This window comes from Streptomyces rectiviolaceus, assembly GCF_039533825.1.
Classification (GTDB): domain Bacteria; phylum Actinomycetota; class Actinomycetes; order Streptomycetales; family Streptomycetaceae; genus Streptomyces; species Streptomyces rectiviolaceus.
Window position 1 is genome coordinate 1 of record NZ_BAAAUG010000052.1, and the last position, 14897, is coordinate 14897.

Here is a 14897-nt window from a genome sequence, read left to right on the forward strand (position 1 = left end):
CCGCCCGGAGCCGGGCCGCCGCCGCGGGAAGCGGCTCGGTGGGCTCGGCCGCGAACTCCGCCGTGATCCGCAGCGGACCCGGCGGCAGCCCGCTCGGCGGCGGGGGCACGGAGGGGGCGTACGCCTTCGACGGATCGGCGAGCGCCACCCGCAGAGCGCCGAGCCGTACGCCGCTCACCCGCTCCGCCGCATGGCGCAGTACCCCGCCCGCGCACGCCTCGGTCAGCCAGGAGCCGTCGCCCGGACCTCCCAAGGGGAGAACTCGCCCCAGGCCGAGCTGCCGCCGAACCGCCTCAGTCCATCCGTCACCGGTCATTGCCCCAGCCTGCCGCATCCCTGGCGCGCGAGGACGTAACCGCACTTAGTGTGGGCGAAGGAGTAGATCCCCTTTCGAAAGGGACAGACGGCGATGACCGACACCGGACAGCGGAACCGGCCTCAGGAGACTCTCTCGAAGGAGTCCCCGGACGAGGCGGTGGGGAAGAGCAGTACGACCAAGAGGGGCGGCGGCGACCCCGCGGGCCGGGGGCGCACCACCATCGCGGACGGCGTGGTCGAGAAGATCGCCGGGCTCGCGGCCCGCGACGTCGACGGCGTGCACGCGATGGGCGGCGGGCTCGCAAGGACCTTCGGGGCCGTACGCGACCGGGTGCCCGGCGGCTCCAGCTCCAAGTCCGTGTCGCGCGGCGTCAAGGCCGAGGTCGGCGAGGTACAGACGGCGCTCGACCTGGAGATCGTCGTCGAGTACGGGGTCTCGATCGCGGACGTGGCACGCGATGTGCGGGAGAACGTCATCGGGGCGGTCGAGCGCATGACCGGCCTCGAGGTCGTCGAGGTCAACATCGCGGTGAGCGATGTGAAGCTCCCGGACGAGGAAGACGATGAGCCGCAAGGCCGCCTTCAGTAGCGCGGCGGCGGTTCGGGAGCCGGATGTCAGCCGCGTCTTGCTAAGGAGCGCACGATGAACATGGCCGTGATCGGCATGGTGGCCGGAATGGCGCTCGGCTTCGCCGGGTACTTCGGCGGTTTCGGGGCGTTCCTGCTGGTGGCAGCCCTGGGCGCCATAGGGTTTGTCGCGGGCCGGTTCCTCGAGGGGGACCTGGAGCTCGGCGACTTCTTCCGTACCCGTGGCGACGACCGGCGGCGGTGAGCCGTGGCGGCACAGGTCGCGCCCGCGGAGCGCGGTGCGACCCGGATCGCCGACCGGGTCGTCGCGAAGATCGCGGCACAGGCGGCACGTGAGGCACTGACGCATGTGCCCGCTGACGGTTCGCCGCCGCACGCGACCGTCACCGTGCGCCATGATGTCGCCCGTGTGCGGGTCAGCGTCGAGCTGGACTACCCCTCGGACATCGGCGGGCAGTGCGGTGCGGTGCGTCGCCAAGTCACCCAGCGGGTAGAGGCGTTGGCGGGGATGGCAGTGCCCGAGGTCGTGGTCCAGGTCGAGCGGCTGCACTCGGCACACGTGCACGCCGCGGCGCAGGGGAGGACGCGATGAGCGAGGCGCAGGGGTCTCAGGGAACGGGCGGCGGTGGCGGCACGCAGCCGCTGCCCGTCGTCGAACGCGCCGACAGCGAACTCGACCAGTCGGCCTCCGCGGCGTCCTACGATCCGCCGCCCACGCTGGCCGACGAGACGAAGGCGACCCGCTTCTGGTCACCGCGGCGCGTGCCCGCCGCCGTCCTCGCGCTGCTGCTCCTCGGCGGCGCGGGGCTTTTGCTGTACGACATCGCCGCGGTGCGGGCCGGGCACTCCGCCATGGGATGGCGGCGCGACCTCGCCCGCGAACTGGCCGAGCGGCCCCTGGACGACACGGCGGTCCTCGTCGGCGCCGGGTTGGCCGCGGCCGCCGGCGTCTGGCTGATCGTGCTGGCCGTGACGCCCGGGCTCCGGGCGGTGCTCGCGATGCGGCGCGGGGACGCGGACGTACGGGCGGGGCTGCATCGGGGCGCCGCCGCGATGGTGCTGCGGGACCGGGCGATGGACGTGTCCGGCGTGCAGTCGGTGCGGGTCCGCATGACGCGCTCCAAGGTGGACGTCCACGCGGTCTCGCACTTCCGCGAACTCGACGACGTACGGGGCGACTTGGACGCCACGCTTGCCGAAGGCATCAGGGACCTGGGCCTCGGCCGCAGCCCCGGCCTTTCGGTGCGGGTGGCACGGCCGGGCAGGAAGGGCTGAGCTCGCGATGCTGAAGACGGTCAACCGTGTGGTCCTTGGCCTGATCGGCCTGGTGTCGGTGCTCGGCGGCGGCTCGGTCCTGGCCGTCGGGCTCGGGGCGTCGCCCCCGTCGTGGTGGGTCCACGACGGGAAGCGTGACGTCCTGCTGAGCGACGCGGACCGGGCGCGGTGGCGGGACGAGGGCTGGTTCTGGCCCACGGTGATCGCCGTGCTCGCGGTGTTCCTGCTGCTCGCCCTGTGGTGGCTGGTGGCGCAGTTGCGGCGGCGGAGGCTGGCCGAGGTCCTCGTGGAGACCGGGGACGGGGAGGGCGCGCTGCTGCGGGGGCGGGCCCTGGAGAGCGTGCTCGTGGGGGAGGCGGAGTCACTGGAGGGTGTGCAGCGGGCCGCGGTCTCCCTGACGGGGCGCCGCAACGCGCCGGAGGCGCGGGTGTCCCTGGTCCTGGAGCCTCATGCGACGCCCGGAGACGCGCTGCACCGGCTCTCCGTGGACGCGTTGACGCATGCGAGGGATTCGGCGGGGCTCGCCAGGTTGCCGGCGGTGGTGCAGTTGCGGGCGGTCAAGCATCGGGCTGAGCGGGTCAGTTGAGGGTGCCTGGGTGAGACGTCGGCCGGGCCGGAACCTCCGGCCTGGCCGACGTCTCGCACCGGAAGGAATCCGGCGGTCAGAACCCGTGCCGCGCCCCGCCGTCCACCGGCAGCATGACCCCCGTCAGATACGACGCCGCGGGTGACAGGAGGAACGCCGCCGTCCGCCCGAACTCGTCCGGAGTCCCGTACCGCCGCAGCGGAATCCGGGACTCGTGGCCCGCCCGGGTCGCCTCGGGGTCCGCGGAGAGCCCGTCGAGCTGCCGCACCCTGTCCGTGTCGATACGGGCCGGAAGCAGCCCCACGACGCGGATGCCCCGAGGGCCGAGCTCGTCGGAGAGCGACTTCGCGAAGCCCGCGAGTCCGGGCCGCAGCCCGTTGGAGATGGTCAGCCCCGGAATCGGCTCGTGCACGGAGGCGGAGAGCACGAAGCCGATGACGCCCCCTTCGCCGAGCTCCGCCGCCGCGGCGCGAGCAAGGCGCACCGCCCCGAGGAAGACGGACTCGAAGGCCGACTCCCACTGCTCGTCCGTGTTGTCGGCGACAAAACCGGGCGCGGGCCCACCGACGCTGATCAGCACACCGTCGAGGCGCCCGAAATGCTCACGCGCTGCGGCGATCAGCCGGCCGGCGACGGCCGGATCGGCGTTGTCCGCCGCGAGCCCCCGGGCGTTGTCGCCGAGCTCGGTCGCCGCCTCGGTGACCGTCTTCTCGTCCCGGCCGGTGATCAGTACCTTCGCGCCGTCCGCGACCAGCGCACGCGCAGCGGCGTTGCCCAGGCCCCGGGTGGCGCCGGTGATGACGTAGACGCGGTCCTTCAGTCCAAGATCCATGGCCCTATCCTGCCGCCTCGTGACAGCGGAACGCGAGGGCGGTTCCGCTACACCCCGGCGGGCGTGGCCTCCGGCGCCGGCGCCTGTGCGGCGGCCCTGCGGTCCCGCACCTCCCTGCGCACCAGGACCACCCAGCCGATGGGTACGCCCGTGCAGAACAGCCACCACTGGACCGCGTACGCCATGTGCGGGCCGATGTCGCCGTGCTCGGGCTCGCCGATCACCTGGGGGGAGCCCCCGGGAGGCTCCGGCGAGGTCAGCTCGACGTAGCCGCCGAGCACCTCCTTGCCGAGGCTGTGCGCCTGCTGCCCGCTGCTGATCAGCATGATCTGACGGTCCGGCAGCCCCTGGACGTCCTTGATACCGCTCTGCGCGGACGTCTCGTCGGCCATCAGGCGGCCGGTGACGGTGATCTCGCCCTTGGGTGCCGCGGGGACCTTCGGGAACGCGGTCTGCGGTCCGTTCGCCGGGATCCAGCCCCGGTTGACAAGCAGGACCTTGCCGTCGTCGAGGACGAACGGGGTCAGGACGTGGAAGCCGATCTCCTCGTCGGAGTTCGTGCGGCGCCGCACGACGACCTCGTGCTTCGTGTCGTACGTCCCTTGCGCGCTCACCTGGCGGTAGCGCTCGGAGCGTGTGACGGAATGTCCTGGCGAGGTCAGCTGCTCGGCCGGCACCGGCTTCGCGTCCAGCGCCTCGGAGATCTCCGCGTTCTGCGCGACGCGGTGCTCATGGCGGTGCAACTGCCAGAAGCCCAGCTCGATCATCGTGGGGATGAGGACGAGGCCGATGAGGGTGAGGATCACCCACTGCCGGGACAACAGGAAGCGGTACACCCCACGACGGTACAACTCGGTCGTGGGGTGCCTGGGAGTGGGGTACTCCGTAACGGAGCCGTGCGGGCCCGTGCCGGAGGGGCCGGGTCACACCCTGTCGACGATGCCCACCTGCCCCTCCGCCCGCGAGCAGTGCGCACCGCAGTACCACTGCCCGTCGGCCTCCACGCCCTGGCCGATGATCCGGCAGCGGCAGTGCTCACAGATGGGCGCCATGCGGTGAATGGCGCAGGAGAAGCAGTCGAAGACGTGCACCGCGCCTTGCGCGTGCACCTCGAACGACATGCCGTAGTCGTTTCCGCAGACCTCGCAACGTGCCATGCGCCACAGGGTGGGACGCGCGGCGCCCGCATGCGAGCAAGCAGGCGGGAACCGGCCCGACAATCACCCGTCTGACGCCCGCGGGCGGCTCAGCCCTCCGCCGCCGGAGCGACGTCCTGGAGGAGCTGGCCGAACGCGGCCTCGTCGATGACGGGCGTGCCGAAGGACCGCGCCTTCACGGTCTTGGAGGTGCCCGATTCCGGGTCGTTCGTGACGAGCAGGCTGGTCAGGCGCGACACGCTCGTCGCGATGTGAAGGCCGGCCTCGACCGCGCGGTCCTCAAGGAGGTCGCGCTCGATGGAGGTGTCGCCGGAGAACGCGACACGCATGCCCTGTTGGAGCGCTTTGCCCGGTTCGTACCGACCTGGGTTGGGGTACGGGCAAGCGGGCCGCTTGCGCGAGGGGCGCCAACTCGTCGGGCCGTACGAGGAGTACGAGGGGGCAGTCGATCCCGGTCCGGTCGGCTGGCGGACGATCCGGGCCGCGCCGTCGGACCACTCGGTGAGCGGACGGCACTCCAGGAGCGGCAGCCGCACTCCGCCGCTGGCCGCGGCCTTGAGGCTGGGGCGGAACGCCTCGGCGAGCACGCGGGCGTCGTCGAGGGCGTTGTGCGCGTTGCGCTGTTCGACCCCGAAGTGCGCGGCGAGCGACGCCAGCTTGTGGTTGGGCAGCGGGAGCCGCAGCTCCTTGGAGAGGGCGATGGTGCACAGGCGCTGGCGCACGGGGGCGGTGAGCTCCGCGCGTGCGTACTCCCTGGCGATCATCGACCAGTCGAAGACGGCGTTGTGCGCGACCAGGACGCGGTCGGTAAGGCGCGCCGCGAACTCGTCGGCGATGTCCTTGAAGAGCGGCGCGTCAGCGAGGAGCTCGCTGGTGAGGCCGTGGATCCAGACGGGGCCGGGATCGCGCTGGGGGTTGACCAGCGTGTACCAGTGGTCCTCCACCTCGCCCTGGGCGTCCACGCGGTAGACGGCAGCCGACACTATGCGGTCGTCGCGGGCGAGACCTGTGGTCTCGACGTCGACGACCGCGTACCCCGTTGGGTACGCGGCCGGCCAGGTGGCTGCGGACGCTGCGGTCGTCTGGTCTTCGAGCATGGTCCATGAGGATACGGGCCGCGACTGACAGTCAGGTCCCCGGTCCGATTCCCGTGTGCAGGAGTCCGGACACCAGTGCCTTCACCGACATCGTGAACAGCGCCTCGGGGTCGACGGGCCGGGCGAGCGCGCGGGCGAGTGCCGGGTCCTGTTCGGCGGTCTGCGCGCCCCACAGTTCTTCCTCGCCTGGCCGCTGCACGGGCGCGCGTTCGCGGTTGCGCTCGACCAGGACGTGGCCGACGACGTGGACCTGGACGGCCCGTACGGCGTCGGCGGCGCGGGTGCCGCGCAGGCCCGCCGCGTGCACTTCGTGGACCAGGACCTGCTGGGCGGGCAGGAACATCCGCTCGGTGAGGCCGCGTTCGTGCACCATCGCGACGAGGTGCGGGTGGTCGCGCAGCTGGCGGCGCAGGGCGCGCGCGACGGAGACGATGCGCCGGTCGGGGGCGCGGCCGGTGGGGTGGATCGCGCCGAGGTCGGCGAGGGTGCGCTCGACGAGGGCGTCCAGGAGCGACTCGCGGTTGCCGACGTGCCAGTAGATCGAGGTGACGGCGGTGCCGAGCTCGGCGGCGAGCTTGCGCATCGTCAGGGCCTGCGGGCCGTGCTGCTTCACGAGGGCCGTGGCGGCGGCGAGGACCTGTTCCCGGTCGAGATGGCCGCGTTCCCGGTCCGGATGCGTACGCGTCTCTTCACTCTTCACGGCTCCTGTTGTAACTGTGTTACAGAACCCCCGCAAGTCCCCGTCGCGGGACCGAGTCCCGCGCTGACGAAGGGTGGTACGACATGACACGCGTACGTTACGGAGCGCGCACCGAGGCGGAGATCGGCGCGGCGCGCGCCGCGAGCTCGAAGCTGCCCGACATCTGGTCCACCGGAGTGGTGGCCGTCTGGGAGAGCGATCCGGACGCGGTGGCGGCCGTCCTGCCGCCCCCGCTGAAGCCCACCCACCGGCCTCTGGTGCGGGCCAACATCAGCAAGGTCGACCTGCCCGGATATCCGCTCGGCGCGGGCTCGGTGGCCGTCGCCGCCGAGCACGACGGGGTGGAGGGGTGGTATCCGCTCGTCATGCCGATGACCCACGAGCGGGCCCTGATCGGCGGGCGTGAGGTCTTCGGGGAGCCGAAGAAGCTGGGCGAGGTCGAGGTGGAGCGCGACGGTCTGGTCGTCCGCGCCTCGCTGGCCCGGCACGGCATCGCGTTCGTGGAGGTGCGCGGCGCGGTCAGCGGCGCGCTGCCTCTTCCGGAGCCGGTCCAGAAGACGGACTTCTACTTCAAGTTCCTTCCCGCGGTGGACGGTTCGGGATTCGACGCGGACCCGGTGCTCGTGCACTGCGTGCGCAACGAGAAGGTCCGCAAGCTGGAGGGCATCACCGGGGACGTCGTCCTGCGCGAGTCGATGTACGACCCGGTCGCGGACCTTCCCGTGCGCGCGGTCGTCGAGATCACCATCGGCGAGAAGACCACCGACCAGAGGGGCCGGGTGGCCGAGCGGGTCAGCGCGCAGGCGCTGCTGCCCTACATCCACCAGCGCTACGACGACCCGCAGCAGATCCTCGACGGCCCGCCCGAGGGGAGCGTCTGAGATGGAGTTGTGGGAAGGGCAGGTCGCCGTCGTCACGGGCGCGGCGAGCGGCATCGGTCTCGCCATGGCGCGGCGGTTCGCGGCGGAAGGACTGAAGGTGGTCCTCGCGGACGTCGAGGAGGGCGCCCTGGAGAAGGCGGCGGCCGGTCTTCGCGAGGACGGGGCGAGCGTGCACGCGCGCGTGGTCGACGTCGGCTCCCGCGAGCAGGTCTTCGCCCTCGCCGACGCGGCGTACGAGAAGTTCGGCGCCGTCCATGTGCTGTGCAACAACGCGGGGGTCGGCTCGGGCGCCGAGGGCCGCATGTGGGAGCACGAGCCGAACGACTGGAAGTGGGCCTTCGAGGTCAATGTGTGGGGTGTCTTCCACGGCATCCAGGCCTTCGTGCCCCGGATGATCGCGGGCGGCGAACCGGGCCATGTCGTCAACACCTCCTCCGGTGACGGCGGCATCGCGCCGCTGCCGACGGCGTCCGTGTACGCGGTCACCAAGGCGGCCGTAGTGACGATGACCGAGTCGCTGTACGCCCACCTGAAGGCGGAGCACGCGCGCGTGGGCGCCTCCGTCCTCTTCCCGGGGCCGCACATGCTGCGCACGGGGCTGTGGGAGTCGCACCGCAATCGCCCCGACCGGTGGGCCAAGTCCCGCCCCCGCAAGACCCCTTACCGCAGCCTCGACCAGTGGGAGTCCGCGATGAAGGAAGCGGGCCAGGAGGTGGAGTTCACCCCGGTCGAGCAGGTCGCCGACTTCGTGGCGGAGGGGATCGCGGCCGACCGCTTCTGGCTGCTTCCGGAGAGCGAGCACAGCGACCGGCAGATCAAGGCCAGGTCGCGGTCGATGCTCGACCGCGCCGACCCGGCGTACTTGGAAAACTTCATCCTGGACTGACCGAGGGACGTGTGATGACGGCTCAGCAAAGCGCTCAGCAGAACGACCCGTACCTGATCATCTCCTCCGACTGCCACGCCGGGCTCCCCACCGAGGAGTACCGGCCCTATCTGGACAGCCGTTTCCATCGGGACTTCGACCAGTTCCTGGGGGAGCGCGACTCCCGCCGCGCGGAGGCGACGCGGCTCGGCATCCGCAACGACGCGTTCGCCGCCAAGTGGTTCCAGGACAACGAGGAGGGGCTGCGCGGCGGTTGGGAGCCCGCGCAGCGCCTCAAGGAGCTCGACGGCGACGGGGTGGCCGCCGAGGTCGTCTTCCCCGACGCGGACGCCGTCGACAGCCAGACGGCCGCGCCCTTCGGGGTGGGCCTCGGCCTCTCCGGCGACCAGGACCCGGAGCTCGGCATGGCGGGCGCGCAGGCGCACAACCGCTGGCTCGCCGATTTCGTGTCCGAGAACCCCGAACGGCACTGCGGTGTCGCCCTGTTGCCCATCACCGGCGAGGTCGACCGTGTCGTCGCGGAGGTGCAACGGGCCAAGGAGTCCGGGCTCGGCGCGCTGATGATCCCCTCCATGTGGGTCGACAAGGCGCCCTACCACGACCGCCGTTACGACCCCGTGTGGGCGGCGGCGGCCGAGTGCGCGATGCCCGTGGTGACCCACTCCGGGGCGGCGCCCCGCCATGAGTACGGCGACCACCTGGGGATCTACGTCTCCGAAGTGACCTGGTGGCCCGCGCGGCCGCTGTGGTTCATGCTCTGGTCGGGCGTCTTCGAACGCCATCCGGGGCTGAGGTTCGGCGTCGCGGAGTCCGGCTGCTGGTGGCTGCCGAACCTCCTGTGGTTCATGGACCGCCTCTACCTGGGCGCGCACGGCGGCAAGAAGCTCTCGCCGTTCGCGGAGCTCAAGCGGCCCCCGCACGAGTACCTGGACCGGCAGATATTCATCTGCGCCACCAACACCAAGCGCCGTGAACTCGCCCAGCGCTACGAGATCGGTGTCGACAACATCCTCTGGGGCAGCGATTTCCCGCACCCCGAAGGAACCTGGCCCGACACGCGCGCGTGGCTGAAGAAGACCTTCCACGACATCCCGGTGGGGGAGACCCGCCGGATGCTGGGTCTGGCGGCGGCGGAGGTCTTCGGCTTCGACACCGAGAAGCTCGCGCCACTGGCCCGCAGGATCGGCCCGACGCCCGCCGAACTCGGCCAGGCCACCGACGGCGCCGCCCAGTCGGCCGTAGAGGCGTCCTGGGCGCGCTCGCGCGACGTGGGCCGCCACTGGCTCACGGACCACGACTTCCCGGTACTGGGGGCGGACACATGAGTACACAGCGCATGAGCGGCACGAGCGGCATGGGCGAAGAGCGCTACACCGTCATCTCGGCGGACTGCCACGCGGGCGCCGATCTCCTCGACTACAGGCCCTACTTGGAGTCCCGGCACCGCGACGCGTTCGACGCGTGGGCGGCCACCTACGTCAATCCGTACGAGGACCTGCTCGCCGACACCGCCGACCGCAACTGGAACTCGGACCGCCGCGTCGCCGAGCTGGAACAGGACGGCATCGTCGCCGAGGTCGTCTTCCCGAACACCATCCCGCCCTTCTTCCCGAGCGCCTCCCTGATGGCGCCCGCGCCCACGCGGGAGGAGTTCGAGCAGCGCTGGGCGGGCCTGCGCGCCCACAACCGCTGGCTCGCCGACTTCTGCGCGGCGGCTCCGGGACGCAGGGCGGGCGTCTTCCAGATCCTCCTGAACGACGTGGGCGAGGCCGTCAAGGAGATCCAATGGGCGGCTGACGCCGGCCTGAACGGCGGCCTTCTGCTGCCCGGCACACCGCCGGGCAGCGGGCTCGCCGAGCTCTACTCGGCGACGTACGACCCGATCTGGGCGGCCTGCGCCGAGCGCGGCGTGCCGGTCAACCACCACGCGGGGTCGGCCTCTCCGCCGCTCGGCGAGGAACCGGCCGCGCGGGCCGTCTTCATGGTGGAGACGACGTGGTTCTCGCACCGGGCGCTGTGGCACCTGGTGTTCGGCGGGGCCTTCCGCCGCCACCCGGAGTTGCGGCTCGTGCTCACCGAGCAGGGTTCGGGGTGGATCCCGGGCGTGCTCGACATGCTGGACTACTACCACGGGCGCCTGGTCGCGGCGGCTTCGAGGGCGGACACTGCCGAGTCGAAGTTCGGTGCGGGCCTCGCCGATTCGATGGGCAAGGGCCCTTCCGAGGTCTGGCGCGACAACTGCTTCGTCGGCGCGAGCTTCATGCGCCCGCACGAGGCGCAGATGAGGGACCGGATCGGCCTCGACAAGATCATGTGGGGGAGCGACTACCCGCACGACGAAGGCACCCACCCGTACTCGCGCGAAGGTCTGCGCATCGCCTACGCGGGCCTCCCGAAGGACGAGATAGCCGCCATGGTCGGCGGCAACGCCGCCCGCGTCTACGGCTTCGACCTGGAGCGGCTCGGGGAGGTCGCCGCGCGCGTGGGACCGACGGTCCAGGAACTGGACGAACCCCTCAAGGAGACACCGGCCGGCGCGACGAGCCCGGTGTTCGCCCCGGGAGGGTCGGTACGCGTCTGGTGAACGGTGTGCGTCTGGTGAACGGTGTGCCGGGCGGCGACGGCGTGCCCCTGCCGAACTCGCTCACCCGGGGGTGAGACCCTCCCCGGGTGAGCGATCAGGCAGCTGAACACGACGAACCACACGGCGGTGCTCTCGCCGCCCGCCTCAACTGGCTGCGGGCCGCCGTGCTCGGCGCCAACGACGGCATCGTCTCCACGGCAGGGCTCGTCGTCGGCGTGGCGGGGGCCACGGGCGACCGCAACACCCTGCTCACGGCCGGTCTCGCCGGGCTGCTCGCCGGGTCGATGTCGATGGCCGCGGGCGAGTACGTCTCCGTGTCCACCCAGCGCGACTCCGAGAAGGCCGCACTCGCCGTGGAGAGGCGCGAGCTGCGGGAGCAGCCCGAGGCCGAACTGGCCGAGCTGACAGACCTTTTGGCGGACCGCGGGCTCAGCCGCCAAGTGGCGCGGGAGGCGGCTCAGCAGCTCACCGAGCGGGACGCGCTGCGGGCGCACGCGCGCGTGGAGCTCGGTATCGACCCCGACGACCTCACCAACCCGTGGCACGCCGCCTGGGCCAGCTTCGTGGCCTTCACGGTGGGCGCGCTCCTCCCGCTCCTCGCGATCGTCCTGCCGCCCGCCGACTGGCGCCTCGGGGTCACGGTCGTCTCGGTCCTCGGCGCGCTCGCCCTCACGGGCTGGAGCAGCGCACGGCTCGGCTCCGCGGACGTGCGGCCCGCGGTGGTGCGCAACATGGGGGGAGGAGCGCTCGCGATGGCGGTGACGTACGGGGCGGGGGCGCTGCTCGGGGCGGTGGGTGTCTGAGCGTCCGCGGTTGCCCGGGTGTCCACGGTTATCTGAGCGTCCGCTTTTGGCGGGGATCGCCAACATCCGCCTTCTTACCGCTGGTAATACTTGTCGGTAACTACGTCTAGCGGCGGTCGACCAGGGGCCTTTACGGTGCACGCATGCCGCCGAACCTGCCCGATGTCGTGCTGTGGTCCATACCCGCCTTCGTGCTGCTCACCGTCGTGGAGATCGTGAGCCACCGGATCCATCCGGACGAGGACGACGCCGGGTACGAGACGAAGGACGCCGCCACCTCCATCACCATGGGGCTCGGCAGCCTCGTCTTCGACTTCCTGTGGAAGATCCCCATCGTCGCGATCTACACGGCGATCTACGCGCTGACCCCACTGCACATCCCCGTCCTGTGGTGGACGATCCCGCTGATGCTGCTCGCGCAGGACTTCTTCTACTACTGGTCGCACCGCGGGCACCACGTCATCCGCATCCTGTGGGCCTGCCACGTCGTGCACCACTCCAGCCGCAAGTTCAACCTCACGACGGCGCTGCGCCAGCCCTGGACGAGCCTGACGGTCTGGCCGTTCTACGTCCCGCTGATCGCGCTGGGCGTGCATCCCGCGGCTCTCGCGTTCTGTTCGTCGGCGAACCTCGTCTACCAGTTCTGGATCCACACCGAGCGGATCGGCAAGCTCCCCCGCCCCTTCGAGTTCGTCTTCAACACTCCCTCGCACCACCGCGTTCACCACGCGTCGCAGGGCGGTTACCTGGACCGCAACTTCGGCGGCATCCTGATCATCTGGGACCGCGTGTTCGGCTCCTGGGTCGCGGAGACGGACCGCCCGGTCTACGGCCTCACGAAGAACATCACCACGCACAACCCGCTTCGGGTGGCCACGCACGAGTACGCGGCGATAGCCAAGGACCTCAGGAAGGCGACGAGTTGGCGCGAGCGGGGCGGACGGCTGTTCCGGGGGCCTGGCTGGCAGCCGCAGGCTGGTGCGGCGTCACAGCCGCCTTCAGAGCCGGTGGCGGCGTCGGTGACGGAGCCGGTGTCGAAGCCGGTGACGGAGAACGCGGCGTGAGCCCCGCTGCCACCAAGGCGAAGTTGCTCCTCGTGGCGTTCGGTCTCGCCGCGGTCGGCGACCTGGCGGCACTCCTGGCGGGATCAGACGCAGCCCACACCGTCTTCAAGCCCCTCCTCATGCCTCTCCTCGCGGGGTACGTGGTCACAGTCAAAGGCCCGCGCCTGCTGACCGCCGCGCTCCTCTTCGGCTGGGGAGGCGACACCCTCCTGCTCTTCGACGCCGACCCCGCGTTCCTGGCCGGGATGGGCTCCTTCGCGGCGGGTCACGTCTGCTACCTCGCCCTCTTCAAGCGCCACGGCGCCGCACGCGCGCGTGGCGCCTGGCTGGTGGCCGCGTACGCCACCGCCCTCGTCGCCACGGTCGCCCTCCTCTGGCCGGACCTCCCCGCGGACATGCGCGGCCCGGTGGCGGGCTACAGCCTCCTGCTGACCGCGATGGCGTTCGCCGCGACGAGACTCGGCCTCACCGCGGCAGCGGGCGGCGCGCTGTTCCTGCTCTCGGACACCCTCATCGCGACCGGCGTCGCCGAGTGGCCGCAGGCCCCGCGCCCCGACTTCTGGATCATGCTCACCTACATCGCCGCACAGTTCCTGCTGGTCAGCGGCGTACTGGCAGCGTGGTCCCAGCAGTCCCAGCAGTCCCAGCAGCCGCAGCAGTCTTCGAGGCTCACCAGCGAATCGGCAGCGGCAACGCGGTCAGCAGAGCCGACACCGCCACCACCACCCCGAGCGCGATGACCTCCCCACGCGCGGGGGAGTACGCCGAGACCGGGTCGGTGGCCCTGCGCAGCCGCCGGCGCGCGAGCAGCGCGAGGACGGCCACGACCGCCACGAGGAGCACCTTGGCGAGCAGCGTGCGCCCGTAACCGGTGTCCGTCAGCTGATCGAGAACCGTGCTCGGCGGCATCCGGCGCAGCGTGCTGAACACCCCCGTCACCGTGATCGCGGCGAACAGAACGGCCGCCACGCGCGCGTAGAGCCCCAGTACCGCCGCGCCCGCCTCCGGAGCCGACGTCCGCCACAGGCGCAGCATGCGAAGGACCTGCAGCAGGCCACCCGCCCACAGCACCCCGCAGGTCAGATGCACCAGCGTCAGACCGGTGCCGATGAGCGGGGTGTCCTCCGCCGGAGGGTGGGCCCGCAGCGCCTCCGCCACGATCACCGCGGCAAGCGGAAGCGCCGCACCGGACGGGCGGCGCGAGCGCGCGCAGAGCAGCGCCACGATGAAGGCGTTGACCTCCAGGAGTGCCAGCCTGCCGTCCCGGGACGCATAGAGCCCGCCGACGTCCATGTCGGAGAGCTGGTGTGGCACGAGGTTGCCGGTGGCCACCACCGAAGCGAGGCCGAGGGCGGCGACGAGGCCCGCGACCGCCGCGTACGCCGCCCAGCTCCGCGGGGCGCTGTCCAGCGGCGCCCCCGGCACCCGGCGGGCCAGACGTGTCGCGTACACCTCGCCCAACTGCACGCAGAGCGCGGCGAACATGACCGTCCGCAGGAACGTGATCCCGGCCGTGCCCGGCGCCTCGGCCTCCCCGGTGCCGCTCAGCGCCGTTGACGGGCCGAGCAGCGGTACGAGTGCGGCGACGGCCACCAGGACGAGCACGGCGACGGCACGGGCCGTCGAGGGGCGGCGGCGCGGTGCGCGGTGCGTGGCGGGATGCGTGGCGGGATGCGAGGCGAGGGGTGCGGCGGCGACCGCGTCCGCCGTGGCCTCGCCGGCGGGGTCGGCGGACGGCTGTATGGAACTCACCACAAGATCTTCACCAGGTGTCCCCTTGACGGGCAAGTCCTGGCAAACAACTGGCGGAATCCCATTCCGCCCGACGGGCCACTCTCAGCACCATTCGGGCGTATCGGCCCCCCAACGACCGGGTGGGCGCGACCAGTTCACTGGCCCGCCCGCGAAGCTCACCGGCGGCAGCGCGTACCGCAGCCGGCCCAGTGGGCCGTCCGTCTCGGCCAGCCAGGCGCCGGGCTCGTACGAAGAGGCCCCCTCACCCGAGTCACCCGAGTCACCCGCGCCGTCCCCCGCCAGCAGCCACCCCGCCGTCCGCGCGAGGGCGAGCCGCACGCTGCGGGCCCCGCCGTCGCCCGCCACCTGCTCGGTGAGCGAGCGCAGGACCG

18 protein-coding genes and 2 pseudogenes are annotated in these 14897 nt (G+C 71.8%); 12 read left to right on the forward strand and 8 right to left on the reverse strand.

Going from position 1 to position 14897, the window contains the following annotated elements:
- Window positions 1–316: pseudogene (locus ABD378_RS16955) on the reverse strand (nucleopolyhedrovirus P10 family protein); the annotation flags it as partial.
- 93 nt (window positions 317–409) lie between these two features.
- On the opposite strand from ABD378_RS16955, the gene ABD378_RS16960 reads away from it, so the two are divergent.
- Genes ABD378_RS16960 through amaP form a run of 5 tightly spaced genes read left to right on the forward strand, consistent with a single transcriptional unit; the run spans window position 410 to window position 2767 of the window.
- Window positions 410–907, forward strand: coding sequence for an Asp23/Gls24 family envelope stress response protein (locus ABD378_RS16960; RefSeq protein WP_344521751.1), 498 nt, complete (start codon window positions 410–412; stop codon window positions 905–907).
- A gap of 54 nt (window positions 908–961) precedes the next feature.
- The gene (locus ABD378_RS16965; protein WP_344521752.1) at window positions 962–1150 is read left to right on the forward strand and encodes a hypothetical protein; all 189 of its coding nucleotides are present in this window, start codon (window positions 962–964) and stop codon (window positions 1148–1150) included.
- 3 nt (window positions 1151–1153) lie between these two features.
- Complete coding sequence (locus ABD378_RS16970) at window positions 1154–1498, forward strand: Asp23/Gls24 family envelope stress response protein (protein ID WP_344521753.1); 345 nt, start codon at window positions 1154–1156, stop codon at window positions 1496–1498.
- Window positions 1495–2181 (forward strand): DUF6286 domain-containing protein, encoded by a 687-nt coding sequence (locus tag ABD378_RS16975; RefSeq protein WP_344521754.1) that lies wholly within the window; start codon window positions 1495–1497, stop codon window positions 2179–2181. The genes ABD378_RS16970 and ABD378_RS16975 overlap by 4 nt, the downstream gene beginning before the upstream one ends.
- Window positions 2182–2188: 7 nt before the next feature.
- Entirely contained in the window at window positions 2189–2767 is a 579-nt protein-coding gene (amaP, locus tag ABD378_RS16980) for an alkaline shock response membrane anchor protein AmaP (RefSeq protein WP_344521755.1), read from the forward strand.
- 76 nt (window positions 2768–2843) lie between these two features.
- Here amaP and ABD378_RS16985 read toward each other — a convergent pair whose 3' ends face one another.
- The 5 genes from ABD378_RS16985 to ABD378_RS17005 form a co-directional block, all read right to left on the reverse strand.
- Window positions 2844–3599 (reverse strand): SDR family oxidoreductase, encoded by a 756-nt coding sequence (locus tag ABD378_RS16985; RefSeq protein WP_344521756.1) that lies wholly within the window; start codon window positions 3597–3599, stop codon window positions 2844–2846.
- A gap of 47 nt (window positions 3600–3646) precedes the next feature.
- On the reverse strand, window positions 3647–4435 hold the full coding sequence (locus tag ABD378_RS16990; protein ID WP_344521757.1) for an SURF1 family cytochrome oxidase biogenesis protein: 789 nt from the start codon (window positions 4433–4435) through the stop codon (window positions 3647–3649).
- 87 nt (window positions 4436–4522) lie between these two features.
- Complete coding sequence (locus ABD378_RS16995) at window positions 4523–4756, reverse strand: hypothetical protein (protein WP_135331724.1); 234 nt, start codon at window positions 4754–4756, stop codon at window positions 4523–4525.
- An 89-nt stretch (window positions 4757–4845) separates the two neighbouring features.
- A complete protein-coding gene (locus ABD378_RS17000; protein WP_344521758.1) occupies window positions 4846–5853 on the reverse strand; it encodes a DEDDh family exonuclease in 1008 nt (335 codons plus the stop codon).
- A gap of 31 nt (window positions 5854–5884) precedes the next feature.
- Complete coding sequence (locus ABD378_RS17005; protein ID WP_344521759.1) at window positions 5885–6553, reverse strand: TetR/AcrR family transcriptional regulator; 669 nt, start codon at window positions 6551–6553, stop codon at window positions 5885–5887.
- Between the two features lie 83 nt (window positions 6554–6636).
- Here ABD378_RS17005 and ABD378_RS17010 point away from each other — a divergent pair, with 83 nt between their 5' ends.
- The 7 genes from ABD378_RS17010 to ABD378_RS17040 all read left to right on the forward strand — a co-directional run bounded on the left by ABD378_RS17010 (window position 6637) and on the right by ABD378_RS17040 (window position 13511).
- Window positions 6637–7434 carry an acetoacetate decarboxylase family protein gene (locus ABD378_RS17010; protein ID WP_344521760.1) on the forward strand — a complete coding sequence of 266 codons (798 nt, stop codon included), beginning with the start codon at window positions 6637–6639 and terminating at the stop codon, window positions 7432–7434.
- Window position 7435: 1 nt separating this feature from the next.
- Entirely contained in the window at window positions 7436–8320 is an 885-nt protein-coding gene (locus tag ABD378_RS17015) for an SDR family NAD(P)-dependent oxidoreductase (RefSeq protein WP_344521761.1), read from the forward strand.
- Between the two features lie 14 nt (window positions 8321–8334).
- Window positions 8335–9645, forward strand: coding sequence for an amidohydrolase family protein (locus tag ABD378_RS17020; protein WP_344521762.1), 1311 nt, complete (start codon window positions 8335–8337; stop codon window positions 9643–9645).
- 29 nt (window positions 9646–9674) lie between these two features.
- On the forward strand, window positions 9675–10904 hold the full coding sequence (locus ABD378_RS17025) for an amidohydrolase family protein (protein ID WP_344521788.1): 1230 nt from the start codon (window positions 9675–9677) through the stop codon (window positions 10902–10904).
- An 86-nt stretch (window positions 10905–10990) separates the two neighbouring features.
- Window positions 10991–11707 carry a VIT1/CCC1 transporter family protein gene (locus tag ABD378_RS17030; RefSeq protein WP_344521763.1) on the forward strand — a complete coding sequence of 239 codons (717 nt, stop codon included), beginning with the start codon at window positions 10991–10993 and terminating at the stop codon, window positions 11705–11707.
- Window positions 11708–11850: 143 nt separating this feature from the next.
- A complete protein-coding gene (locus ABD378_RS17035) occupies window positions 11851–12771 on the forward strand; it encodes a sterol desaturase family protein (protein ID WP_344521764.1) in 921 nt (306 codons plus the stop codon).
- On the forward strand, window positions 12768–13511 hold the full coding sequence (locus ABD378_RS17040; protein ID WP_344521765.1) for a lysoplasmalogenase: 744 nt from the start codon (window positions 12768–12770) through the stop codon (window positions 13509–13511). The genes ABD378_RS17035 and ABD378_RS17040 overlap by 4 nt, the downstream gene beginning before the upstream one ends.
- Here the strand turns inward: ABD378_RS17040 and ABD378_RS17045 are convergent.
- Window positions 13441–14523, reverse strand: coding sequence for a CopD family protein (locus tag ABD378_RS17045; RefSeq protein WP_344521766.1), 1083 nt, complete (start codon window positions 14521–14523; stop codon window positions 13441–13443). The two genes, ABD378_RS17040 and ABD378_RS17045, sit on opposite strands and share 71 nt — an antisense overlap.
- 84 nt (window positions 14524–14607) lie before the next feature.
- Window positions 14608–14897: pseudogene (locus tag ABD378_RS17050) on the reverse strand (CoA transferase); the annotation flags it as partial.